The organism is Glaciecola sp. HTCC2999 (assembly GCF_000155775.1).
In the GTDB taxonomy this organism is placed as follows: domain Bacteria; phylum Pseudomonadota; class Gammaproteobacteria; order Enterobacterales; family Alteromonadaceae; genus Opacimonas.
On the sequence record NZ_DS989810.1, the window covers coordinates 128,177 to 153,966 of the forward strand.

Sequence of the window (25,790 nt, forward strand, 5' to 3'; positions counted from 1 at the left end):
ATGCAGCTGGTTTTCCTTGAATGGACCAAGGACTAATTCGTCATTTTTATGTAAATAAAAGCCAGCCCAATTAATTTGCTCTAGCTCCATAAAAAGGATACTGCTGATGTTGGCTAAATTCGCTATTACATCAGATTCATCCCCTAGCAATGCAAGAACTTGCTGCTGTAATGTTTGATAATTTGTCATAATGATTTTTAAAAGTAATATCTATAATTTCATTTTACTGTAAATATGACACTAACACGAGCACCGCTCCCATGCTTAATGGATAAATCTTTGTATTAGTATACTTTTTGGCCATGTAAACTGTACACGTGATTAAATTTTATGGTTGTTATTATTGTCACGACTATTTTGTATGAGTGTATTGGAACGGTCATATGATTGTTTGGCAAGTCGATCATACAAAATGACATTGCCAGTAGCACCTAAGTTCATACTATTAAATGTAGGCACATAGACGACTGCATCAGCTGTTTCAACTATTTCAATAGGCACAGAACCATCTTCAGGACCTAAAATATAATATGCATTTTCAGGATGCGTAAACTCAGGCAGTGGAATAGCATTTTCTACCAATTCTACCACCACAATACTAGCACCTTGTGGCTTATAGGCTAATAAATCATCTACTCCCACAGTGGGTATTTTGTCACGCATACGCTGAGTATCAGCATTAAATTCTTTAGCATAACCAAAACGCTGACCGGTGTAATAAACAGCGCTGACGCCATAACAACCAGCTGCGCGAAGAATGCTGGCAACATTACTAGCTGATTTAGGGTTAATTAATCCCATTGTTACTGTTTTATATATCATGTTAAGAGTCTTGTTCCTGTTATCCAAAAAACCAGTAGCTAACGACGATCGCCGTTGAAATACCAGCAACATCTGCAGCTAAACAACACCCCACGGCGTGACGGCTGTATTTAACCCCGACTGCACCTAAATAGACAGCCAATACATAAAACGTTGTTTCAGTAGAACCCTGTAATACTGACGCTAGACGACCTGCAAAAGAGTCAGGACCATGAAATTGCATTGTTTCAACCATTAATGCTCGAGCCCCACTGCCACTAAGCGGTTTCATCAGTGCAGTGGGCAATCCATCGACGAAGCGTGAGTCTACTCCTAACACAGATACACCGTTAGCGATCATAGTGACTATCACATCCAATAATCCACTCGCCCGGAGCATTCCAATAGCAATTAACATCGCCAATAAATAAGGGATAATAGAAATCGCTACGTCAAATCCCTTTTTTGCACCTTCAATAAATAAATCATAGACATTTAAGCCTTTACGCCAGCCCACCACAAGCACCAATACAATGAACGTAAATAATAAAAAATTAGCGATGAATGAAGATTGCTCACCCATTGCTTGGGAAGATAATTGAGCAAAATACAATATGATGGCACCTAAAATGCTAAACAAGCCGGCCATGTAAAAGAGAATAATATGGTTAAACAAATTAATACGCTGAATGAGACAGGTAATAATTAAACCAGCAAATGTAGAAGCACATGTCGCTAGCAAAATTGGAATGAATACATCTGTGGGTTGAAGCGCGCCCTGCTCTGCTCGATATAAAAATACAGCAATAGGGAACAATGTCACAGAAGATGTATTGAGCACCAAAAACATAATTTGTGCGTTGGTCAATGTATCAGTTTTAGTAGATAACGACTGCATGTCTTGCATGGCCTTGATGCCAAAAGGAGTCGCCGCATTATCTAAACCTAATAAGTTGGCAGAAATATTCATTGTGATACTGCCATGCGCTGGATGATGACGTGGGATCTCTGGCATAATTCGACATAAAAATGGTGCCAGGGCCTTGGCTAACTTTCCAACTAACCCCGATGACTCAGCAACTTGAAAAATACCGAGCCAAAATGCTAACACACCAATTAAACCAATTGCGATGTCTACTGATGTTGTTGCCATTGACGATATCGCAGACATCACTTCAGAAAACGTATTTAAGTGTCCCAAAACAAACGCTTGATAAACAGAGGCTAAAAAAGCACCGACAATAAACACAAGCCAAATTAAATGGAGCATTAACTAGTTCCAATGTTTAATAATAGGTAAAGATTACCACCCTCTGATTATTAATTAAATCATCGATAAAAAAGCGCTTTTTAATTAAGCACTTTTTTAAGACTCGCTATGCAAAAATCAATATTTTTATCACTCGCGGCATAACCCATTAAACCAATACGCCATACTTTGCCAGCCAAGGCGCCTAAACCAGCCCCAATCTCAAGATTAAATTCGTTTAATAAGCGCGAGCGAACTGCTGCATCATCAACTCCGTCGGGGATAATCACTGTATTTAATTGTGGCAGGCGATCCGCTTCATTCACTAATAATGATAAACCAATACTTTCTAGGCCCTGTTTTAATTTGTTATGCATCTGGGCATGACGCTCAATGGCATTTTCAAGACCTTCTGCATGCAATAATCGTAATGATTCATGTAACGCATATAATGAATTAACCGGTGCGGTGTGGTGGTATGCGCGTTTACCGCCACCACTACCTGTTCCCCAATAACCCACAATCAAATTCATATCCAAAAACCAACTTTGTACTTGTGTTTTGCGCCCTTGGATTTTTGCGACCGCTGCGTCACTAAATGATACCGGTGATAACCCAGGAACACATGATAAACATTTTTGTGAACCCGAATAAATGGCATCAATGCCCCACTCATCCACTTTCAGCTCAATACCCCCTAGTGAGGTAACTGCATCGACAATAGTCATACAGTCATGTTGTTTTGCTAATGCACAAATCGCTTGCGCATCATTTCGAACGCCCGTCGACGTTTCAGCATGAACAAAACCAATGAATTTAGCTTCTGGATGTTGGGTTAAAGCCGCTTCAATACTGGCTAGTGTATTTGGTTCACCCCAAGGTGCAGTGACATCAACGGCTATCCCGCCGCAACGTTCGACATTTTCTTTCATGCGACCACCAAATACGCCATTCTGACACACAATCACCACATCACCCGGTTCAACTAAATTGACCACGCATGCTTCCATCCCAGCAGAGCCTGGCGCAGATATTGGCATTGTCAGATTATTATTAGTTTGAAATGCATATTGTAATAACTGTTTTGTTTCATCCATTAATTGAATGAATAAAGGGTCTAAGTGACCTAATGTTGGACGCGCTAAAGCATTCAACACCGTTGGTGATACATCAGAAGGACCAGGGCCCATTAGAGTGCGTACTGGTGGAATAAAAGATGTGAAAGTATTGGGATAATGTACTGACATAAAAGACTCTATTAATAACGAATAAAAACATATTACAAAGACATGCAATGTTTTACCATCATACTTTCTGAGCAGAAGTTAATACACAGCATTCACCGGATATATACTCATAAGATTCGAGATACAAATGGATGATGTTCTATATAGATAAATAATCTAACTTTTCACCAAGCGATAGAAGACAAATTGGACCATAGTCGCAGTTTATTTACAAAAAATTTACGTTATATTGTTATAATGGTGCTACTAAAAAGTATCACAGATGAATTGTTGACACTTCTCCCTAGTGATAACAATGTGTTCTTCGTGAACACATGGCTTTCAAAGCCATAACTTATTAACCCGCCAACGTGCGGGTCATTTTTTATCAAATTTTTCGAGAAAACCGCGTTATCAAAGCGAAACGATGTCGTTAGGTAGTTCTCTTTATGCCTAAAAACCTAAATTACCGTTCAAAGTGGTTTAAGACCAGCTTGAAACCGAGCTGCGTTTTGAACATAGTGCTGTGCTGAAGTCCTTAATTGCTCTTGTGCTGCTTCGGGCACCGATTTTACAATTTTACCTGGCGATCCCATCACGACAGAATTATCAGGTATCTCCATATTTTCAGTCACCAATGCATTTGCTCCGATAATGCAATATTTTCCTATCTTAGCACCATTAAGTACTACAGCATTTATTCCAATCAGACTGTAATCCCCTATTTCACAGCCATGTAACATGACCTTGTGGCCGACAGTCACGCCGGTTCCTATTATTAATGGAAAACCATGATCGGTATGTAAAATGCTCCCATCTTGAATATTTGTTTGAGGACCAACTGAAATATTGTCACAATCACCGCGCAACACCGCATTAAACCAAATGCTCGATTGCTCATGACATGTCACATTCCCCATCACCTGTGCGCTAGGTGCAACATACGTAGTTTCATGTATATCGGGACAGTCGTTATCTAATTGGTAAATCATGTTTTATACCTCTTATCTTGTTTAAGACTGAATGTGGCTGTTGTTATTTATGTTGACTCAAACGGATCATGCCTTCCTGCATTGTCGTCGCGACTAAGGTATTGTCTTGTGCAAAAAACTGGCCTTGCACTAATCCGCGTGAATTGCCCGTAAATGGACTGACCGTATTATAAACATGCCATTGATTGAAATCGATAGGTTGATGAAACCACATCGCATGGTCAATGGTCGCCATTCGTATCCCTTTATCATTTGGTTTTATGGGATGGGCTTGTAATGCAGTACTTAAAAAGTGATAGTCCGAAGCATATGCTAAAGCCGCTTGATGCAATGCAACGTCAGCATGTAATTGATGTTGAGATTTCATCCAAATATAACGTTTAGGCGCTGTAACCTCTTCTCCAAACATCGCTTGCGGTTCCACAGTACGAATATCTATTGGTCGGTGATAGCTCAATGTATGGCGTAATTTTTCTGATAACGGCTGATGTTTTAACTCAAACAAATCAATATCATTTGGTAAGGTCTCAGCATGAGGTAGTTCAGGGCATTGGGCATACTGGTGTTCAATATGTGGTTGCACAAGTTGAAACGAAATAGTCATATAGAAGATAGTTTTACCATTTTGCAATGCCTTAACTCTTCGAGTGCTAAAGCTTCTTCCATCTCTGACAATTTCCACATCATATACAACAGGCTTAGCCGCATCACCCGGTAATAAAAAATAACTATGAAAAGAATGCGCAAATTGTGTATCCGGTACCGTTTTATAAGCAGAAACTACTGCTTGCCCCAAGACTTGACCACCAAATACCGCTGGGAATCCTAAATCCCAACTGATCCCTCGATAAAGACCTTGCTCAAGTGTTTCTAACGTAAATAATTCTTCAAGTTTTATATCAATATTCATAAATGCTTCATTCCAATTATCACTTAGGTGCCTTAATCCATTCTAACGAGAAAGCCGCTTGTGTCATTTTACTTTGTTGAATACTTAACATCGCATCACTGATTTCATTATCACAACCCCAGGGTAAATTAATCGCAATGATACCGCTGCCATACATACCCTGAGCGTCGTTTGTCGTATCATAACGCCATTGAATATTAGCCATATTTGACACACTGTGTTCATCAGCTAGTGTATTGAAGCCTTTTAACATTCTAATAGCTGCCTGTGCTTTATTGGTATTCTGTGTGTTAATCATTGGATACCAGATTAGATAACAGCCCGTTGCCCAGCGTTTTAAGCTTTTCTCTATAACATCTAGCACCATGCTATATTCAGAGGCCTGCTCATAAGGCGGATCAACTAATACAATCCCTCGTTTAGCCAAAGGAGGAACGAGTGCGATAAGTTGTTTAAAACCGTCTTCTTGATAACAATGTGCATTTGGTTTGTATACATAATTCAATAATTCAGGATAAACATTGGGATGTAACTCGCAAAAATGAGCTTGATCTTGTTCACGTAAATAACGTTGCATCCATCCTGCTGAACCACAGTATTTATCTGATACTACACCGGTATAAAGTCCTTCACCGTAAGCGTGTAATAAAGCAGAATCTGTCTGCGAAAAAAATGCCTCATCGAGCATTCCAATGCCGGTTAATGATTCATTATTATGTTGAGCTTTTGTGGCAGATAAATCATATTCACCTGCGCCTGCATGTGTATCAATTAACGTACATGGTTTGTTTTTTTGACCTAACTTTAGCAACACACTTAATAGCGTTAAATGTTTTATGAGATCAGCATGATTGCCGGCATGATATATATGTTGGTAACTTAACACGATACACTCTATAAAATATTGACTCTGTAAGTGTATTTTACCGTAGATAAGTCAACTTTGTTACCGATGATTAAAGATATATCCACTCACGATAGTATGTAATATTAACTAATCATGCCATCCTCAAGTATTCTGATATAATCTGGTACTTATCATTTCACTTAAGACATATTTCATCATTTATATGAGGTGTAAATCCAAATAATGCATCAATTTTCACCTTATAGAATGGAATTAAAACATGTATTAACCATTGCATGGCCATTATTAATTGCCCAACTAACCCAAATAGGAATGGGTGTTGCGGATACTATCATGGCCGGTCGTTATAGTGCATTAGATATGGCTGGAGTAGCCGTTGGCTTTAGTGTTATATCCCCTATGATGTTCTTTATACAGGGAATCGCATTAGGTTTGATCCCAGTGGTTTCACGCTTATGGGGTAAGCAAGAACATAGTAATATCGCTATGCAATCCCGTCATATGATGTATATTTTAATCACAATCAGTCTCCTATTTTTAAATGTATATTGGTTGATTAATCCAATACTCTCTTGGTTTGATGTTCCCTCCGATTTACAAAGCATTACCCATGATTACATCGTTTACATGTTATTTTCATTACCTGGTTTTGCTATATATCAAGCGGTACGACAAACGTGTGAAGGTGTGAGTAGTACCCGACCAACAATGCTGATTATGTTTATTGGCTTGTTAGTGAATATCCCTGCAAACGCCATATTTATCTATGGAATGTTTGGACTACCGGCTATGGGTGGTGCGGGTTGTGGTCTTGCAACGATGATCGTTTATTTAGTGATGGCAATGGCTACTATCATCTACAGTAAGGTTAGTCCTTTAATGGGACCTTTAAAATTATATTCTCAACCTTTAACGTTAGATATCGCTATTTTTAAAGATTTATTGAAAATTGGCGTTCCCATTGCGCTCACTTTTTTAACTGAAGTGACATTATTTGCTGCGGTCGCCATTTTGTTAGCACCGTTAGGCTACCTTCAAGTGGCAGCCCATCAAGTCGCGATTAATTTTTCATCCATAGTATTTATGTTACCGTTAAGTATAGCCATGGCTGTTGCTATTCGAGTGAGTTATTTATTAGGTAAGGGAGATGCGCAAACAACCATCATTACCATCCGGGTTTCACGTTGGTTTACTATCCTCTGCGCAACTGTCACCGCCTCTCTTACAATTTATTTCGCCACATGGATTATTTCTATCTATACAAAGGATATCGCAGTCACTGATTATGCCATCCCGATATTATTTTTGGCTGCGTTGTTTCAAATTTCAGATGCCATTCAAGTGATTTCTGCCAATGCATTGCGCGGTTATAAAGACACATCATGGATGCTGGGATTATGTATTATTTCTTACTGGGTTATTGGCCTTCCGTTAGGCGTTGTGTTGGGCTTAACAGATTGGCTTGTGCCAGCGATGGCTGCTCAGGGTTTATGGATAGGTATTATTGTAGGATTGAGTATTGCAGCAGTGCTATTACATATACGGATGAAATATTTTCAGCACCACTATATGCAATAACTCAATAAGCACTAAACAGATTAATTTTTAATTGATGTCGAAACCGCTTGTTGTAATGTGGTGAGTTCTTCATTGGTTAAATTACGCCACTGACCGACGGGTAGTTTTGCAAGTGTCAGGTGCATAATTCGCGTTCTCACTAAACGTTTTACATCATAACCACAATATTCACACATACGACGTATTTGTCGGTTTAAGCCTTGTGTTAAAGTGATATCAAAACTGAATTTACCTATTTGCTTCACTTTACATGGTTTCGTCACTGTATCCAAAATAGGTACGCCGCCACTCATTATCTCAATGAATTTGGACGTTATCGGTTTGTCTACGGTAACTCGATATAACTTATCATGTGCATTTTCAGCTCTTAGAATTTTATTCACAATATCACCATCGCTGGTCAGTATAATCAACCCTTCTGAGGGTTTATCTAAACGTCCCACTGGAAATATACGTGTTTTATGGCCAATAGCATCAATAATATTACCTTTGATATGTCGCTCTGTCGTACACGTTATTCCAACCGGCTTATGATATAACACATATACTCTATCCGATTTATCTGCCGCTACAGCACTAATCACTTTACCCTGAATACTGACCGTATCAGAAGGAGTAATCTTAGTCCCTAGTAGAGGTAATTGTCCGTTAACCAACACTTTTCCAGCGTCAATTAATTTATCCGCTTCTCTTCTAGAGCAGTAGCCAGTATCACTGATGTATTTATTTAGACGTTTACTCGTACTAGTGATAACTCACCCCGACATTAATAATGGTAAATATTTAAATTGATATATATAAAAACAAGGTATATGGTGTAATGTATACATTACAAATTGTAATTATCTAATCGCTAAAAAAATGCATTATATCATTACTTGTTTGTTTTCTAAGGATGGATGATGGATTTTTTACACAATTTTGACCAACTCGAACAAGTCATACGTTATTTTCTTGCGTTTTTTTATACATTTGTCGCAGTATTTTATATTTTTCTTATTAGCAAAAAACAAAGTCAATGTGGTGCCTCGTTGATCCATATGGGGCATCGATTTTCATTACATTGGTGGAATCACCTTACTTTTAGAATGTTCAGAATAGTCATATGGGCAGTCTGTGTATTACGTGTATTTTTCCCTGAGACTGACAACGTCTTAATGATGCTTACGTCTATTAATATTCCAATCATCAATTATGTCGGGGTGCTATTGTTAGTACTTGGATTTAGTTTGACAGTGTATTGTAATTTCATTCTTAACAACACATGGCGGTCAGGTATTGATGAGCAGCAAACGACGCTCATTACCAGTGCGGTGTATGCTAAAAGCCGTAACCCAGCTTATATTGGTGTAGCAGCTTCGCAATTTGGTTTTTTCTTAGCCATGCCAAGTGTGTTTTCTTTAGCATGTTTAGTGATTGGTGTATCCGCGTTACGAATACAAATATCTCTGGAAGAAGATTTCTTAAACAAAGTTCATCAACAAGAATATACTAAGTACAAACAAAAAGTGCCTCGTTATTTTTGAGGCACCTTGAAATTATCAGTATATGGAAAACTAGTTTAAATCTAAGCCTAGTCGACCCGCTACTTCGATATATGTTTCTACTACACTACCTAGTCCCTGTCTAAAACGGTCTTTATCCATCTTATTTCGCGTTTCTTTATCCCATAAGCGGCAACCGTCCGGGGTAAATTCGTCACCTAATACAATATTACCATCAACATCGACACCGAACTCCAGTTTGTAATCAACTAAAATCATATCGCCTTGATCAAACAATGCAGTTAATACTTCATTAACCTTGAATGTGAGCGATTTCATTGTGTTAATCTGGTCTTCAGTTGCCCAGCCAAATGATACAATGTGATAGTCATTAATCATAGGGTCATGCAATGCATCATTTTTCAAAAAGAATTCAAATGTAGGAGGATTAAGAGTTAAACCTTCTTCAACACCTAAGCGACGACATAATGACCCTGCGGCCACATTTCTAACAACACATTCAACAGGGATCATATCCAGTTTTTTCACCACGGATTCAGTATCTGAAATTAACGCATTAACTTGCGTTTTAATACCAGCCTGCTCAAGGTGATTCATAATGAAATGATTAAATTTATTATTCACTTCTCCTTTACGATCTAATTGTTCGATCTTTTCGCCATCAAAGGCAGAAGTATCGTTACGAAACTCTAAAATAAGAAGATTTTCATCATCGGTATGAAATACTGTCTTCGCTTTGCCTCGATATAATTCGTCTTTCTTTTGCATGAAAATTGCCTGTATTAAATATCTAATTCGTTTTGACTAAGTATCTCAGCAAATGCAGGATACAGTTCGGACACCTTGACCGGCGTTAATGGGTTACTTTGTTCATCCATAAAAGTAACCGATGTTTTATTACTGGTTAATGATTTTACTAAGATACGATAGTCTTTCTTTTCAAGTGAAAATTCATCATCATTACCAAATAAACCTTTGATCCAAGATTGCTCAATCCCCTGGTAATTAACAAATAACAAGCCAGTAGATTTATCTAAATCTTTAACATTAAAACCTAATTTACGAAGGACTAACTGAAATTTAGGCCAAGTAATATCATAATTAGCGTCGATTATAAATGCCGAATCACCCTTAGCATCAAACCCTAATTGAGAATTCATACCTGAACGGATCTCTGCAATTCGACGCTCGTCCTCTATCATTTGCTGCGAGGCGAAATGCTGAATGATACCGTTTAACATAGTCGCTTCAAAATCCCGTTTAATAAACGGATTGATGGCGTCACTAATGTTGTCACCATTAGCAATCACTAAATCCAATAAATTAACCGTTAACGTAGCACTACGCCCATGACCCGCCGGTTTAACAATCAGTTCAAAACGTCGACCCACTTCGGTATTATCTTCACTAAAATCATACCAAGCACTATCGGCATCTTCATAAGATACAATCCAATCGGTAACGAGACGAAGCGCACTTGGATCCGGTATTGAATAATCTACATTAATACGGGCTAAGTGACCGGAAATTTGTTGTAAGACAAGGTCATTAATCGATAAATTAGAATCTAATTTATCAAAGATAACAGAAGTGTCGGTTAAATCTTCAGTTAAATAAGTACCTCTAGCTAGCGGTAATACTAATGAAGGTGAGACGACCGGTAAACTTTTACCATACAAAGCTTTCTCAGGTGATGGTACTGCTGGAATAATGTAATCAGGAGCGGTCTCAGGTGTCGATAAATCTGAAGGAACGTTTGTCGTTGCGGGTGAAGGTAAATTCACATAATCAACACCACCGGAGGCAATTCTTCTTTCTTCCTTAGAAGCACACCCAGTTAATACGGAAATAATAACTACGGATAGAGCAGTGAGTGTTAGGTTCTTATTCATTCCTGACCTTTATATAACGTACTAAGAAAATTATATTAATTGATAATCGTGTAATGTTGCTTCGATTAACGCTTTACTCGAAAGTTCCGCCTGAACTAAGGGTAATCTTAACTCAGGTGAACTAATTAACCCCATTTTATAAAGTGCCCACTTAGGGATCACAGGGTTTGATTCGACAAATAACTCAGAATGTAGTTTTTCAATTGTACTATCAATCTCTTGAGCCAGTACAATATTACCTGATAACGCAGCATCACACATCATTTTCATTTGTTTGGGTACAATATTAGCCGTCACCGAGATCACACCGTGACCGCCAAGATTCATAAATTCACATCCTGTAGCATCATCGCCACTGAGCAATAAAAAATCATCAGATACTTTAGATTGCATATCTTTTAAGCGTTGCATATCACCAGTGGCGTCTTTTATCCCCACAATATTCGGATGTGTAGATAATGTTGCAACTGTATCAGGTAACATATCAGCCACTGTTCGACCTGGCACATTATATAGTAATACCGGTACCTTTGCCGCATCAGCTAGTACGCTAAAATGCTCGATCATGCCGCGTTGTTGTGGCTTGTTATAATAAGGTACAACGCTTAAAAATCCATCGATCCCTAGATCTTGGGTTTTATTTTGAAGGAATAATGACTCCGCGGTGGAGTTAGCGCCACTGCCGACTACAACGCCGCAACGGCCATTTACCGCTGCTACCGTCGCCTTAACGACATCAACATGTTGGGTAAAAGAGAGAGTCGCTGATTCACCAGTAGTGCCAACTGATACAATCCCATCAGTGCCCGCTTCGATATGAAAATCAACTAATTTAGCTAGCGACGAATAATCAACATCTCCATTCGCTAACATCGGTGTGACTAACGCCACATAACTACCCTTAAACATATATACTCCTTTCAAAAAACTCACGCAGTCTAGCATCACCATAATTATACACAATAGGACAAACGTGCATATTCATAAAAAACCATTGCTCTACATGCAATACCGCTCTTATACTTATTCAGAAATTAGAACAACAACGAATTTTCTTATATGTTACAACAACTCATTATTAATTTTTTAGGTGTCGATAAACCTGGTCTATTAAGTGCAATTGCATCAACTATCAACACAGCTAATTGTAACATTTTAGATAGTCGACAAGCCATATTCGGTCAAGAACTCTCAATAACAATGATCATTGAAGGAAATCAAAACGCCATCACTAAAGCAGAGGTAGCCATTCCTACGTTATGCCATGAGCTTGATCTATTGGCGATGATGAAACGTACTCATCACCATGCTAAACAACATTTAGCTCACTTACTAAATATCGAGTTCACCGGTCAAGACATTCAAGGATTATTAAGTGAAGTGACGCATTTTTTCCATGAAAAAGCAGCGTCTATTAGCGCATTACGACAAAAGACATACACTTGCCCCGACACACAGCTTGAATCAGTGCGGTGTAAACTGGTCTTGACTGTACCTGAAAATATCGATATCAAAGAGTTTATCAAGGATTGTCAGCTATTTTTAACGTCCTTATCATTACAAGCAACTATCACCGATACTCATCAAACTAATTGGAGTGAATAATTTTATGCAAACATTAACTGCTGGACATCCGGCCCCTCAATTTTCTTTACCTAATGAACATGGTGAGCAGGTTACTTTATCAGAGCTATCAGGAAAAAAAGTATTAATGTATTTTTATCCCAAAGCCATGACGCCAGGCTGTACCGTTCAAGCTCAATGTTTGCGAGACACGCAAAGCGAATTTACTGAACATAACGTGGTGGTATTCGGTGTCAGCCCTGATCCGGTTAAACGCTTACCTAAATTTATTGAAAAAGAAGGACTAAACTTCTCACTATTATCCGACGAAGACCATGCTGTAGCAGAAGCCTTTGGTGTTTGGGGTGAAAAGAAATTCATGGGAAAAATATACGATGGGATCCACCGCATTAGTTTTTTAATTGATGAAAATGGTATGATTGAACACGTATTTGATAAGTTTAAAACAAAAGATCACCATGAAGTTGTTTTAGGCTATTTAAATGCAAACCAATCCTAGTCCTATTTAAATTAAGAGAAACCTTAAGCGTGCATTTTAAGCATAAGGTTTCTTTTATATACACTCGGTAATACCAACTTGTTATTCATTAGATTACCGGTTGTGTGAAAGTTACATCTCGACAGGAATATTAAGAGTAACTGTCGTCCCCTTCTCTACTTTAGAGTCAACTTCAATAGTCCCTTGCATCTTCTTCATAATTTTTTGAACAATCGACATACCTAAACCCATGCCTTGATAAGTTTTTGTCGTAGATGAATCACCTTGCTCAAATAGTTCAAATAATCGGTTTAATACCTCTTCATTCATGCCAACCCCATTGTCAGTAACGGTTATCTTTAAAAGATTGTGCTTAATTCCAGCATGAATGTGAACGTTACCTTGCGGTGTATATTTTATCGCATTACTGATAATTTGGTTTAAGACTTCATTTACTTTCTCAATATCCAAATATAACTTGGTTGGTACATTAGTATTCACTGATACAGCAAACTGAAGGGCACCATGATCAATAATGATATTAAATTTATTCTCTATATTGGTTAGTATAGAACGTATATCATGCCAATCTCTTTTAACCAGATATTGCGCTTCATTGACTTCTTGTATCTTCAGAATATCGTTAATAATTTTATTTAAATAACTAAAGGCATCCTTAGCATGGCTGAGTAACACTTTTTCTTTTTCATCTTTTCCTTCAACCAGCCCTAATACACCATGAATACCATTAAGAGGAGTACGTAACTCATGCGATATATTCGAAAGAAATCGGTTTTTTTGTTGAATTAATTGGTTTTTTTCATCTAAAGCGAGGGTTTGTGCTTCTTTGGCCGCTGCTGTCACCTTAGAAAAATGTTGAAAAGTATAATAAAGAAACAATATCATCGCTATAAAATGCGCGGTTTCCGAAGCTAAAGGTAAGACCGGTTCATTGAATTGTGACAAGTGGCCTAATCGAACGGATATAAAAAGTCCAAACACTAATATCGCGTTAAAAATTAACAGGCTTAAGCCAAGATTTCGGTGTAAGCTAAAGATAATTATCGGGATAACAAAACCCCATATAACTGTAATAGATTGAAATAAACCATTTTTATACAAAATTGCTAAATATGTTAGTTGTAAAATAGTTAATAACAAGCATATGGAAAAAAACAAGGTACGCTTATTTTTGGACAATTGATAAACAACATAAAATATTGGAACATTGATTAGGAATATTAATCTAAAATAGTCATTAAAAAAGATTGCCTGATAAATTGGGACGGTATTTAAAATAATACTCAACATAAAGAAAATGAACATCGTTTTGGTAATATGAGCAGATATAACTTTATCTATATCTTTAGTAGAAAAATTTATCACTGGTTGCATAAAATAGAATCCTTTCTATTACTATTTGTTTGTTTACATTTTATATGTTTTTGATATTAGCATAATATTTCTATTATGTTGACTTTATATCTTCGTCGAGATCATTTGACCAAGCACTGATTAAAGCCTTAACTAAGGTCGCTAAAGGTATTGCAAAGAAAACTCCCCAAAAGCCCCATATGCCACCGAAAAATAACACGGCAATAATGATGTAAAGAGGATGCAATGCTACCGCTTCAGAAAATAAAATGGGAACAATTAAATTACCATCTAATGCTTGTATTATGAAATAGACTAACATTAAGTAGCCAAATTCAGCTGAAAACCCCCATTGAAATAATGCAACAAAGGCCACCGGAATTGTCACGACTGCGGCACCAATATATGGAATAAGCACTGACAAGCCCACCAGTACTCCCAGTAAAATAGCATAACGTAAGTCCATCAGAACAAATGCAATACAAGAAGCCGCTCCAACAATAAGTATCTCTATGACCTTACCACGAATATAATTACCTATTTGTGTATTCATCTCACTTCCAACCTGGTAAATCAAGCGTCTTTCTTTGGGTAACAGATAGGATAAATTGTCCATAAATAGAGGTTTATCCTTTAGCATAAAAAACATCATCAAAGGGACTAAAATTAAATAAATCAATAACGCACCGACACTGACCAAAGATGAGAATGACACGGATATAATATTCTGCGTGATACCCACTAAGCTTTCATTAACTTTGCCCATCATTGATGTGATTTGTTCAGTGTGAAGTAATTCTGGGTACTGCTCAGGCAGCGTTAAAAGCCAGGCTTGAGCGCCTTGCCAAATGAGGGGAAGCTCTTCAACTAAATTGACACTTTGCTTAGAAATAGTTGGTAATAGACTGAGCGTACCAATCAAAGAAATACCGATAAATAACACCATAACAATCGTCGTCGCCAGTGTTCGCGAGAGATTTAACTTTTCTAATTGACCTACAGAACTGTCCAGCAAATATGCTAATACTATGGCTATCAGTACTGGCATGATATAACTGCCCCAAAATAAAATAATGGCACTAATGAAAATAATCAAAAGAAGAAGCATCAATGCATCTGGGTCAGAAAACTTATTACGATACCAATTACCTAGCAAATCGAGCATTTAAAAATTCCTAAAAAAGACCAATAGTCTATTAATGTTGGAGCAGATGATTTAGTATTCTAGCTTGTTAAAAGTCTGAGTACTAGACATTAATCAACACCATAAAGTGTCATCAAGTGTGTTGAACTATTTATTGTATATTCACTCTATACACAGTGTAATTATTCAATAAATGTATCATTTGGAGACCTATTATCTTTTTGCGCAGTATTCTTTTTGCTTTTGTCCTTACATCCTGCTTTGCCAGTGGGCAAGTGTTAAATAATAAAAACACCTTACCTGATATCGGCGTAGTGGGTGCAGATACCTTATCTATCGATGAAGAGTTAGCGATTGGGCAAGTTATATATTCACAACTTCGCGGTCAAGGTGGCGTGCTCTATGACCCCGTAGTGCAAGAATATATTCAAGCGTTAGGCAATAAATTGGTGATTCATGCTGATAATACAAAATACCCGTTTACGTTTTTTGTTATTAATAACCAGGCATTAAATGCGTTTGCTTTTTATGGTGGACATGTCGGCACACATACCGGTCTAATTTATCGCGCGGAAACAGAAAGTGAGCTAGCCTCTGTACTTGCCCATGAAATAGCCCACGTCACACAACGTCATATTGTTCGTCGAAGTCAAGCGGCAGAACGAAGCTCCCCCCTCCAGATAGCCTCTTTAATTGGTGGAGCGATATTAATGATGGCCTCTCCACAGGCTGGTATTGCTGCAATATCAGCAGGTAATGCAGGTGCCATGCAGAATCAAATCAACTACACCCGAACGTTTGAAAAAGAAGCGGATCGAATCGGTTTACGTATCCTTTCTGAAGCTGGGTTTAACCCTTTTTCTGCGGCCGATTTTTTTGGACGTTTATTAGAAAGTAAACGCTGGAGTTCACAAGCCCCTGCATTTTTGCAAACTCACCCACTGTCCTTAAATCGGGTCGCTGAAGCTCGCAATCGTGCTGAAAATATGCCGAAAGTACAAAATATCTCAAGTGAGATGTTTCGCCTAGTTAAAGCGAGGATCCAAGCACGTTATTTTTATACCGCAAAACACAATATTAGTGACTTTACACAGCGTTTAAAAGCACACCATAACATCAACAAAAATGCACCCGACAGTCATCTAGTTTATGGTCTGGCGATTGCGCTAATGCGCGACAACCAATTCAATCAAGCATTATCATTATTACAACAATTGCATCGCGACGATAATGAGAACTTAGCCTATATAGACGCCCTTGCCGACGTTTACATCGCATTAAACAAATTCGAAAATGCTAATGATTTACTCAAACCATTAGCACAAAAGCAGCCTAACAATGCTATCGTGACACTCAATTATGCCAACGTCCTATATAAAGCAGGACAGCATGTTCAAGCCATTGAAGTATTAAAAGATTATTTAATGATTAATCCTGATAGTGTCTTAGGTCATCAGTTAATATCTGATGCCTATGCTGCTTCCCAACAACCCATGCAAATGCACCAAGCAAATGCTGAGTTTTACCAACTCCTCTCCATTCATCAAAAGGCGATTGATGAATTACAATTTGCTTATAATTATGCTGAAAATTATCTGACTAAGCAGCGAATAAGAGCGCGGATCAATCAGCTAAGAGAAAAACAACTACAAATGTCACAAATGTGATTATCGGTATAGCATTACTATTTAGTAAACAATTCTACCGCTTGAATGAGAGAATCCAGTGTCTGTTCACCTAAAAGTGGTTTTGAGGTATCACCTTGGTGCAAGATAAAAGTAGCAGGTAAATACTGGGGTTTTTCAAGTGGAAAACCGACACCTGTATCCCCTACAACAGGAAACTTCATATTATATTGTTGGATAATACGGTCTAATTCTTGCTCAGGTAAATCATCATAACTTACAGCAAAAAATTCAACATTTGGTTGGGTGTTTACCCACTGGTTAAATGCGTTTAGTTCTGGCACTTCTTTTAAACAAGGTGCACACCACTCCGCAAAGTAATTGACAACAACTGTTTTATGATTAAGTGCATGCCATTGATAAGTATCGCCTTGAACACTGCTAAAATCATAACGTTGAGATAAATACACTGAGACTCCTAACACAAGTGAAGAAAGCGCAACAGTCAAAATAATGAGATTTTGTTTATTCATTGTTGATTAAGTCCAAGTAGTTTATATTCTGATAATATGCAATATTTGCTTGAATAACCAAGGAAAATTTACGTGTTAACTATTTATCACAACCCTCGCTGTAGTAAATCAAGACAAACCCTCGCGTTACTTAATGCTGCAAATACGGAACATAACGTACATCTTTATTTGAATGAACCACTTGGCCCTGATGAATTAAATGCCTTAAAGTCAGCACTCCAGGTGAATTCATTTATGGATATGATGCGAACGAAAGAACCTGAATTCAAAACAACCCAATTGAGCCGCACGAGTAGTGAAAATGATCTATTAAATGCGTTAATACAATATCCTAAATTGTTAGAACGCCCCATTGTCTCTAATGGGACTCAAGCTATCATCGGCCGACCACCAGAGAATGTGAATGTCTTACTCTAATATACCCCCTATCCTTATTGTCTTTTATTCAGTTCATGGGAGTACTCGGGCTTTAGCTGAAGCTATCGCCCAAGGCGTCGAGTCTATCGGTGTTGAAGCAATACTACGTCAAGTACCACGAGTTTCAGATAACATCGGGCAACATCAAGATAGCGTACCCGAGACAGGTGCACCTTATGTCACTATGGATGACTTAGCCCATTGCTCTGGATTAGCATTAGGTAGCCCAACACGATTTGGCAATATGGCCGCCCCCATGAAATATTTTTTAGACCAAACTGCAACACAATGGCTTAATGGTAGTTTAATCGATAAACCTGCTTGCGTTTTTACTTCTAGTAGCTCTATGCACGGCGGTCAAGAAGCGACCTTGTTGTCGATGCAAATTCCGCTACTTCATCACGGTATGGTTATTTGTGGACTGCCCTACTCTAATAGCGCATTACATACCACAGTTACCGGCGGTAGCCCTTATGGTGTAACCCACGTATCAATTGATAACACGCAAACATTATCGACAGATGAATTGGTGTTAGCGAGATCTCAAGGTGAACGTTTAGCGACTTTGGCTCGTAAATTATATAAAGATGAAGGAAAAAGCCAATGATGAAAGACGAAGCCATGCAACCAAGAACCTCGTTTTATCGCGCCTTAAGTCTTTTGGGTTATCTAGGGTTATTAAGCTGGATGTGTATTTGGTATTTTATATTAGTTGATACCGAGTACTCAATGGCGTTTATTGCGATGGTATATATACTACCGTTACTGTTTCCTATGATAGGTATCTTGAAGGGAAAACCTTACACCCATGCCTGGTCATGTTTTATTGTGTTGTTATATTTAATGCATGGAATTACAGCGTGGTATTCCATTCCAGAACAGTGGTTGTATGCGTGTATCGAAATTATTTTGAGTGTCATCATGTTTACCGGTTGTAGTATGTATGCCCGTTTACGTGGTCAAGAATTAGGTCATTCATTACCAAAATTAAAACAAGTAATGGATGAAGAAAAACAACGATTTGAGAGTAAATCATAATGAAAAGACTATTTATAGCGACATCTGCTGCTGTATTTATCGCTGGTTGTGGTGGAGGTGGTGGTAATTCTCCAGATACTAATCCCGTTAATCCGTCTACTCCTACATCGCCAACAAGTAATAACATTACTGTCATTGAACAAAGTAATGGTTTTGATTTTTATGGTGATGAAGCGCCGATGGTGGGTCAAAATTCAGGCTTGGGGATCCACCACCCAACAGCGGCAAAGTTAGTCGATATTAAATGGCAACAAACAAGTGGACCTAGCTTAGATTTAATCGCTGATCATACTAATGTGATTGGGTTTACTCCCTCCGTATCAGGTACATATGGCTTTTCAGTAGCTGCTCGACCATGTTCAACTGAACGCAACACCTCATGTGGTTCGCTGACAACCACGAATATCAGCATCAACGTGTCCAATGCTGAAGAAGTGCAAGCGGCAGTACGGATGGACCACACTGCGGTAGAGCGTGGCAGAGTGTCTTTTCGTGTTGACCCGGTTGCTAATAAAACGATTCAATCCGTTGAATGGGTTCAGGCCAATGGCGTAAATGATGTAGTTGCAGCAGAACTAGAGGAACAAGAAAACCGGTTATTTTTTGATGCACCAGAAGTGACACAGGATACGATTCTCAAGTTTACTGCCAATGTTACCTTTACAGATAACACGACATATTCTGATGATGTGTATTTAAGTGTTCGTAATTCAGAAATTGATGAAGAAGACGGTTATTTTCCACGCTATTCTGAGAATATAGTGAGTGAGAATATGTTCGCCTTTAACTCTGACTCTAATTATAAGTCGGCTATTGAACGTTGCGTCTATACTAACCAAATTAATCGCTCTTGTGATTTTTCAGAGTTACCCTTAATTGGTATGGATACGATGGATCCCACCGTGGAAGATATTATGGATCGCGTCTTAGTTTCACACCAATGGATGGGTGAACGTTTTAAAGACTATCTCACTAATTCAGTAGTAGGACCCGATATGCTTCGTCTACTTAGAGGCGTGACGGCTATCGTCATTTCCTATGAAGTGCGACCTTCTTTTTATTGGGCGGTAACGGGGGCGATTTATCTGGATGCAGATAACTTTTGGGTCACCCCTTTAGAACGTGACACCTTGAATGAAATACCTGATTATCGTTCTGGATTTGGGTCAGATTTACAATTTATTATGCCCTGGCGGTATGTTAAAGATGATAACTACTATCCAGCAGGACGTTTTCCAGTAGCCGATCGCTTAACCCGTACTTTTGCTGATGTAGAAGCTGATATATCTTGGTTGATGTATCATGAACTAGGACATGCGAATGATTTTTTCCCACCCGCTTCTTGGGGACAGCTTTCGTTAAATAGAAGTCCACTGGAAACGATTAATTTAAGCTCCATGGCGCCTGACTCAGACGACTTAGATAGTACGTTTCCTTTGCGATCAGATGAGATGCATGCATTAGCTAAAGTCAATTTTGGGGGCGATGACGCTACGCTAGCACAAAAAAATGTGACCCCTGATGATGTAGTCAACCTATTTACACCTGACGTTTCAACAGGTTTTTATAACTATTATACGACCCGTGAAGACTACGCGACGCTATTTGAGAAATTCATGATGAAGTATCGCTTAGATGCTGATTCGGATATAGCGATTGTTGCTCGGAATGATAATCCTGATTATTTAGTCTCTTGGGGACAGCGTAATCGCTTTAATGAACCTGCATTACAACAGCGAGTCCTCTTTACTGTTAATCGAGTATTACCTGAAATAGATGCTAGATCGATTCAAATGACATTACCTGCACCACAATTAATGCGCGAGGATGTCTCGTGGTTTGATAATTTAAGTTTAGGCACTGCCGCCAAGCCGCAAAAGCAACATAATGCCCTTTCTGTATGGCAAGATGATGCGTTAAAAATGCAGCAAATACAGCGTGATATTCGTATCCCCTATTTGCATAAAGACAGTAACTTACAATAACAACATAGATTAATCAGTATGTCCTACACATTGAATAAACAGTTTAAATGTGTAGGACTTTTTTGATCAGGGGGATCGTAATAGCTTGTTGATGGGATAGTGATACTTTATCTAATTCATCTATCACACGCTGAATCGACGAAAAATCTCGTGTTGAAAATTTCAATAAGTAACTAATTGCATTCATTTGCATATTCAGCCCTTTTGTTTGCACATAGGATGTTACTGCCTGAAGTAAACCATCATCTGTCAATGGGTGGATATGGTAAACCTGCCCCCAAGTTAATCGGGAGCGTAAATCAGGCAAACAAAAATCATGATGTGCTGGACCCAATGCGCTGGTTAGCACCATGGCACAAGCTGATTCTATACAGCGATTGATTAAATCGAAAAGTGCAATTTCCAAATCTTTATTGCCAGCCACCACATGCATATTATCCACAACTAATAATGCATGCGCTTCATAACCGGCTAACATATCACTCATTAATGTTTCACTATGTATGTCAGAACTAGCTTGATACGCAGTAAGTATTTCTGGAGCAAATAGTAAACTCAAATCTAAATAATAGGCACTGATACTCTGACTAATCGCATGTTGATAAGCGGCAGTCGCTAAATGAGTTTTACCTGAGTGATGTGCACCATGCACCATTAATAAAGCATTCTTGCTAGACAATGTATTAATTTGTAACAACGCATCTTTTAAGAGTAAATTATCTTCAAAAATAAAACTGTCTAATGTTTGTTTACTTGGTAGCGCTAATGGTAATGGTAATTGCATAAGTTAACGCCACACATATGAGTATTTGATTGAGGTATCAAGATGACTATCATTACCAATACGATTGAAATTATCCATTCCATTATCAAGCGTTGTGTGTGCGACCAGTTTATTACCATTTGACAAAATTTGGTGCAATTGTTCAGGCGTGCCTATCAACTTAATATTAAAGGTACTGGTATCGGTGCTTTGTCCAGTAAGCTCCACTTTTTCAACAATCGATAATGACGTTAAATAGTTCTCAATTTCAGACAACACAATAATATCGTTAACACCACTTATATTAATTTCAAGCTGGATCTGGGTATTATCAACAAAACGAGTCGTATCTAACGCATATTTTTCTGCTTGAAACTGGGCGTATTCATTCACAAACTGTTGGATCAGTTGTGCTTTATCACTACCCGTTAATTGTTGTAATCGAAGGGCTGCATCTGATTTAACGAAATAATCCAACACCCATGAATTAGGCCTTGTCTCAACTAATCGAACTCCTATCGTATAAGGCGTGTTATAGCGGATGGCTCCTTCATGTAAGGTATCAACAAATTGTCCCCAAATATCAATTTCTGATACTAAATTGATATCGATAATATCCATTAATGGTAAATCTAATCTGATACCGCGATTAAATAGATGCTGGTTCAGAATCTCTTTGGTATCAGTCTCGATGGAATCTGTCAGAATAATGCGCTCTTTACTTGCGTATGATTGTTCAATAAACCACAACAATGCTTCTGGACGTTGAGCACCCCAAAGTGGTAGCCCATTTCGTTTAATCCAACGTTCAAGCAGTTCCTGATTAAAAATAACTAAAAGTTGATTAGCCTGATTTTCAACAAATTCAGTAGATGTTACAAATTTAATGGCGTTACCAAGCAACTTCTCATACTCTGGATGCTGTGAAAACGATTGGTCACCTGTTAATTTGATTAATACTTGATGCAATGCAGTTCGGTAAGCGTTTTGCTGAGAACGCGAATCTTGAGAAATTAGAGGAACCACAGCTTTATTTAATTCATCAATAGTGCCCGCACTGAGCTGTGATTGAACAAAAACAAACCAATCATCAGGCAAAATATTTGGGTAAACAAGCGGTGTATGTTTAGCAAAATGAAGGACTATCCTATCTTTTAAAAAATTCTTTATACTTATATAGTGATATTGTGCGCTAAATCAAAGTATAATGCATGAATTATATGGAATTTAAACATTATTTGCTTCAATTTTGGAAGAGCATCCTTTTAAACCACTTTCGAGAATACCCGTGACCAAATCTACCGAATCCCTTAGTTATAAAGATTCCGGCGTCGACATTGATGCAGGAAACGAGCTTGTTGAACGTATTAAATCTGTGACTAAACGTACACATCGACCTGAAGTCAAAGGTGGCTTAGGTGGTTTTGGTGCTTTATGTTCATTACCCTCCAAGTATAAAAATCCTTTATTAGTGTCTGGTACAGACGGTGTCGGCACAAAACTGCGCCTGGCAATGGATTGTAACCAGCATGATGGCATTGGTATTGATTTAGTTGCTATGTGCGTTAATGATCTCATTGTTCAAGGTGCAGAGCCTTTATTCTTCTTAGATTATTATGCGACCGGTAAATTAGATGTCGATGTTGCTGTTGAAGTCGTTAGCGGTATTGGTAAAGGTTGTGAACTATCTGGTTGTGCGCTTATTGGTGGTGAAACCGCTGAAATGCCTGGGATGTATCACGGATCTGATTACGATGTAGCTGGCTTTTGTGTCGGTGTTGTAGAAGCTGAAGATGCTATTGATGGTAGTCAAGTTGCTGCTGGTGATGCATTAATCGCACTTGGCTCATCAGGGCCTCATTCCAATGGTTTTTCTTTGATTCGAAAAATCATCGAAGTTAGCGGTGCAGATATTACTGAACAACTTGGTAGTTCATCGATTCAAGAACAACTTCTTACCCCTACTCGCATCTATGTAAAATCGGTATTGTCGTTACTTGAAACAGTCAAAGTCAATGCAATATCACACATTACCGGTGGTGGTTTTTGGGAAAACATTCCGCGCGTCCTACCAGATACAATGCAAGCGAATATTGATAAATCTTCTTGGCAATGGCCTGATATCTTTAATTGGTTACAGAGCCAAGGTAATGTCACTGAACATGAAATGTATCGCACATTTAACTGTGGTGTTGGTTTAATTATCGCGCTACCACAAGATAGTGTGAACCAAGCACTTAGTATATTAAATGATGCGGGTGAAAACGCTTGGGTTATAGGTGAAGTTGCTGATAAATCTGGCACTGAATCTGTCGTCATTGCTTAGTTAACGTATTAGAGAATAGATATGAAACGCATTGTCGTAATGATTTCAGGCTCTGGCAGTAACCTGCAGACATTGATTGAGCAAATTCATCTAACCGATGTTGATGCTGAAATTGTTGGGGTGATTGCTAATAAACCTGATGCTTACGGATTAACTCGGGCAGAAAATGCAGGTATTGCAAATGTCTGTGTAGACAGTTCGTTATACGCAAATGATCGTGTTGCTTATGACCAATTATTGATTAGTACTATCGAGCAGTACCAACCTGATCTGATCGTTTTAGCCGGTTTTATGCGTATTTTAACCGATGAATTTGTTACGCATTATTTAGGCCAGCTAATCAATATTCATCCCTCGCTATTACCCAAATATAAAGGGTTGAACACGCATCAAAGAGCGATGGATAACGGTGATTCTGAGCATGGTGTTTCGGTTCATTTTGTGACACCTGAGTTGGACGATGGACCTGTTATTTTGCAAGCTAAGGTCCCTATTTTCTCCGATGACGATGCCGATATGCTTGCACAGCGAGTACAAGTTCAAGAACATCACATTTACCCTTTAGTGGTTAAATGGTTTGTAGAAGGTCGCTTATTAATGCGTTCAGGTAAAGCTGTTATGGATGACCAATGTCTTGGTCCAAATGGATTTGCCTCTGATGAGTAGCTTAAGTTCGGGCCTGACTAGATATCTATTCATTTTATTAATGTTCATGGTATGTTTATCGCCCGTTTCTAATGCACAACAACTCATCCATAACCAATATGTACTGACTCCGTTCGAATCTCAATTTGTAGCATTAAGAGAAGGTAAACCTATTGGTCACGCTAGACTTATTTTCAGTCAACTGCCGAATAAGCTTTGGCAATTAGAATATGAGTCCAAAATATCAAAATATTTCTTAACTGATAAACGCAATGAAACAACGCGTTATTTACAAATGAATGCGACTGATTCACAGTCCCTCCCCTTATTACCTATTAGTTATGTGTATCACAGATCGGGTACCGGCCCTGATAAAGTAATGAGCATTACATTTGATCATGACAATAATCAGTATATGACTTCGACACCGATAGATGATGAAGTATTATTCCCGCTTAATTTGCATTTTGATAATCAATTATTTCGTATAGATGTACCCTATCAACTGTCTCAAGGTAAGACAGAATTTAATTATCAATTCATTAATAACAGAGGGCAAACTCGAATATACGACATGCAAGTTATCACCTCTGATACACTTGATTTGCCGATTGGCTCTGTTGAAGCTATTAAAGTCATGATTCGACGCACTTCTTCATCGAGACAAACTTTCGCTTGGTTTGCTCCTTCATTAAATTATCATTTAGTTCGCCTCCAACAGTTCAAAAATGAACAAGAACAAGGTGAAATTCAATTGCGAGTGCATAAGTCACTTTAACCGTCCTCATCGCCACATTTTTTACAGTGGCAAATTTTTCGATTCTATTATTGCTATTTGTTCATTTTTTGTTATCTTC

The 25,790-nt window shown here is 38.2% G+C and carries 28 protein-coding genes; 12 read left to right on the forward strand and 16 right to left on the reverse strand.

What is annotated here, in order from left to right; genetic code table 11:
* The 7 genes from G2999_RS13645 to rlmJ form a co-directional block, all read right to left on the reverse strand.
* Positions 1–189, reverse strand: a 189-nt coding sequence (locus tag G2999_RS13645; RefSeq protein WP_010177684.1) for a hypothetical protein, incomplete at its 3' end; no start/stop codon positions are given.
* A 132-nt stretch (positions 190–321) separates the two neighbouring features.
* Entirely contained in the window at positions 322–822 is a 501-nt protein-coding gene (locus tag G2999_RS00620; RefSeq protein WP_010177686.1) for an RNA methyltransferase, read from the reverse strand.
* Positions 823–841: 19 nt separating this feature from the next.
* On the reverse strand, positions 842–2,071 hold the full coding sequence (locus G2999_RS00625) for a nucleoside recognition domain-containing protein (RefSeq protein ID WP_010177688.1): 1,230 nt from the start codon (positions 2,069–2,071) through the stop codon (positions 842–844).
* Positions 2,072–2,151: 80 nt separating this feature from the next.
* Positions 2,152–3,297 carry an alanine--glyoxylate aminotransferase family protein gene (locus tag G2999_RS00630; protein WP_010177690.1) on the reverse strand — a complete coding sequence of 382 codons (1,146 nt, stop codon included), beginning with the start codon at positions 3,295–3,297 and terminating at the stop codon, positions 2,152–2,154.
* 452 nt (positions 3,298–3,749) lie between these two features.
* Positions 3,750–4,268: a gamma carbonic anhydrase family protein gene (locus G2999_RS00635; RefSeq protein WP_010177692.1), complete on the reverse strand. Its 519-nt coding sequence runs from the start codon at positions 4,266–4,268 to the stop codon at positions 3,750–3,752.
* A gap of 43 nt (positions 4,269–4,311) precedes the next feature.
* Positions 4,312–5,178 (reverse strand): acyl-CoA thioesterase II, encoded by an 867-nt coding sequence (locus G2999_RS00640; protein WP_010177694.1) that lies wholly within the window; start codon positions 5,176–5,178, stop codon positions 4,312–4,314.
* A gap of 19 nt (positions 5,179–5,197) precedes the next feature.
* Positions 5,198–6,064, reverse strand: a complete 867-nt coding sequence (rlmJ, locus tag G2999_RS00645) for a 23S rRNA (adenine(2030)-N(6))-methyltransferase RlmJ (protein WP_010177696.1) — start codon at positions 6,062–6,064, stop codon at positions 5,198–5,200.
* 204 nt (positions 6,065–6,268) lie between these two features.
* Here rlmJ and G2999_RS00650 point away from each other — a divergent pair, with 204 nt between their 5' ends.
* A complete protein-coding gene (locus tag G2999_RS00650; RefSeq protein WP_010177699.1) occupies positions 6,269–7,624 on the forward strand; it encodes an MATE family efflux transporter in 1,356 nt (451 codons plus the stop codon).
* Positions 7,625–7,644: 20 nt separating this feature from the next.
* Here G2999_RS00650 and rluF read toward each other — a convergent pair whose 3' ends face one another.
* Complete coding sequence (rluF, locus tag G2999_RS00655) at positions 7,645–8,376, reverse strand: 23S rRNA pseudouridine(2604) synthase RluF (protein WP_029257297.1); 732 nt, start codon at positions 8,374–8,376, stop codon at positions 7,645–7,647.
* 150 nt (positions 8,377–8,526) lie between these two features.
* Here rluF and G2999_RS00660 point away from each other — a divergent pair, with 150 nt between their 5' ends.
* Entirely contained in the window at positions 8,527–9,150 is a 624-nt protein-coding gene (locus tag G2999_RS00660; protein WP_010177703.1) for an isoprenylcysteine carboxylmethyltransferase family protein, read from the forward strand.
* A 30-nt stretch (positions 9,151–9,180) separates the two neighbouring features.
* On the opposite strand, the gene purC is transcribed toward G2999_RS00660, so the two are convergent.
* The 3 genes from purC to dapA are packed head-to-tail and all read right to left on the reverse strand — an operon-like array spanning position 9,181 to position 11,930.
* On the reverse strand, positions 9,181–9,897 hold the full coding sequence (gene purC / locus G2999_RS00665) for a phosphoribosylaminoimidazolesuccinocarboxamide synthase (protein ID WP_010177705.1): 717 nt from the start codon (positions 9,895–9,897) through the stop codon (positions 9,181–9,183).
* Between the two features lie 14 nt (positions 9,898–9,911).
* Positions 9,912–11,021 carry an outer membrane protein assembly factor BamC gene (bamC, locus tag G2999_RS00670; protein ID WP_010177707.1) on the reverse strand — a complete coding sequence of 370 codons (1,110 nt, stop codon included), beginning with the start codon at positions 11,019–11,021 and terminating at the stop codon, positions 9,912–9,914.
* A 30-nt stretch (positions 11,022–11,051) separates the two neighbouring features.
* Complete coding sequence (dapA, locus tag G2999_RS00675) at positions 11,052–11,930, reverse strand: 4-hydroxy-tetrahydrodipicolinate synthase (RefSeq protein WP_010177709.1); 879 nt, start codon at positions 11,928–11,930, stop codon at positions 11,052–11,054.
* 150 nt (positions 11,931–12,080) lie between these two features.
* Here dapA and G2999_RS00680 point away from each other — a divergent pair, with 150 nt between their 5' ends.
* Complete coding sequence (locus tag G2999_RS00680; RefSeq protein WP_010177711.1) at positions 12,081–12,626, forward strand: glycine cleavage system protein R; 546 nt, start codon at positions 12,081–12,083, stop codon at positions 12,624–12,626.
* Between the two features lie 4 nt (positions 12,627–12,630).
* Positions 12,631–13,104: a thioredoxin-dependent thiol peroxidase gene (gene bcp, locus G2999_RS00685; protein ID WP_010177713.1), complete on the forward strand. Its 474-nt coding sequence runs from the start codon at positions 12,631–12,633 to the stop codon at positions 13,102–13,104.
* Between the two features lie 111 nt (positions 13,105–13,215).
* Here the strand turns inward: bcp and G2999_RS00690 are convergent, their stop codons facing one another.
* Complete coding sequence (locus G2999_RS00690) at positions 13,216–14,478, reverse strand: sensor histidine kinase KdpD (RefSeq protein WP_010177715.1); 1,263 nt, start codon at positions 14,476–14,478, stop codon at positions 13,216–13,218.
* A 73-nt stretch (positions 14,479–14,551) separates the two neighbouring features.
* A complete protein-coding gene (locus tag G2999_RS00695) occupies positions 14,552–15,622 on the reverse strand; it encodes an AI-2E family transporter (RefSeq protein WP_010177717.1) in 1,071 nt (356 codons plus the stop codon).
* A 254-nt stretch (positions 15,623–15,876) separates the two neighbouring features.
* Between G2999_RS00695 and G2999_RS00700 the strand changes: the two genes are divergently transcribed.
* Complete coding sequence (locus G2999_RS00700; protein ID WP_156780176.1) at positions 15,877–17,268, forward strand: M48 family metalloprotease; 1,392 nt, start codon at positions 15,877–15,879, stop codon at positions 17,266–17,268.
* 17 nt (positions 17,269–17,285) lie between these two features.
* Here G2999_RS00700 and G2999_RS00705 read toward each other — a convergent pair whose 3' ends face one another.
* Entirely contained in the window at positions 17,286–17,759 is a 474-nt protein-coding gene (locus G2999_RS00705; protein ID WP_010177722.1) for a TlpA disulfide reductase family protein, read from the reverse strand.
* A 72-nt stretch (positions 17,760–17,831) separates the two neighbouring features.
* Here G2999_RS00705 and arsC point away from each other — a divergent pair, with 72 nt between their 5' ends.
* Genes arsC through G2999_RS11495 form a run of 4 tightly spaced genes read left to right on the forward strand, consistent with a single transcriptional unit; the run spans position 17,832 to position 21,199 of the window.
* Positions 17,832–18,176: an arsenate reductase (glutaredoxin) gene (gene arsC / locus G2999_RS00710; RefSeq protein WP_010177724.1), complete on the forward strand. Its 345-nt coding sequence runs from the start codon at positions 17,832–17,834 to the stop codon at positions 18,174–18,176.
* Entirely contained in the window at positions 18,163–18,783 is a 621-nt protein-coding gene (gene wrbA, locus G2999_RS00715) for an NAD(P)H:quinone oxidoreductase (RefSeq protein WP_010177726.1), read from the forward strand. The genes arsC and wrbA overlap by 14 nt, the downstream gene beginning before the upstream one ends.
* Complete coding sequence (locus G2999_RS00720) at positions 18,780–19,214, forward strand: DUF2069 domain-containing protein (RefSeq protein WP_010177728.1); 435 nt, start codon at positions 18,780–18,782, stop codon at positions 19,212–19,214. The genes wrbA and G2999_RS00720 overlap by 4 nt, the downstream gene beginning before the upstream one ends.
* Positions 19,214–21,199 (forward strand): hypothetical protein, encoded by a 1,986-nt coding sequence (locus G2999_RS11495; RefSeq protein ID WP_010177731.1) that lies wholly within the window; start codon positions 19,214–19,216, stop codon positions 21,197–21,199. Before G2999_RS00720 ends, G2999_RS11495 begins: the two co-directional genes overlap by 1 nt.
* Positions 21,200–21,242: 43 nt before the next feature.
* Here G2999_RS11495 and G2999_RS00730 read toward each other — a convergent pair whose 3' ends face one another.
* A complete protein-coding gene (locus G2999_RS00730; protein WP_010177732.1) occupies positions 21,243–21,983 on the reverse strand; it encodes a DnaA ATPase domain-containing protein in 741 nt (246 codons plus the stop codon).
* A 3-nt stretch (positions 21,984–21,986) separates the two neighbouring features.
* Complete coding sequence (locus G2999_RS00735; protein ID WP_010177734.1) at positions 21,987–23,060, reverse strand: DUF2066 domain-containing protein; 1,074 nt, start codon at positions 23,058–23,060, stop codon at positions 21,987–21,989.
* Between the two features lie 190 nt (positions 23,061–23,250).
* On the opposite strand from G2999_RS00735, the gene purM reads away from it, so the two are divergent.
* Genes purM through G2999_RS00750 form a run of 3 tightly spaced genes read left to right on the forward strand, consistent with a single transcriptional unit; the run spans position 23,251 to position 25,711 of the window.
* On the forward strand, positions 23,251–24,288 hold the full coding sequence (purM, locus tag G2999_RS00740; protein ID WP_010177736.1) for a phosphoribosylformylglycinamidine cyclo-ligase: 1,038 nt from the start codon (positions 23,251–23,253) through the stop codon (positions 24,286–24,288).
* 21 nt (positions 24,289–24,309) lie between these two features.
* Positions 24,310–24,954: a phosphoribosylglycinamide formyltransferase gene (gene purN, locus G2999_RS00745; RefSeq protein WP_010177738.1), complete on the forward strand. Its 645-nt coding sequence runs from the start codon at positions 24,310–24,312 to the stop codon at positions 24,952–24,954.
* Positions 24,947–25,711 (forward strand): DUF3108 domain-containing protein, encoded by a 765-nt coding sequence (locus tag G2999_RS00750; RefSeq protein WP_010177740.1) that lies wholly within the window; start codon positions 24,947–24,949, stop codon positions 25,709–25,711. Before purN ends, G2999_RS00750 begins: the two co-directional genes overlap by 8 nt.
* Positions 25,712–25,790 lie beyond the last annotated feature (79 nt).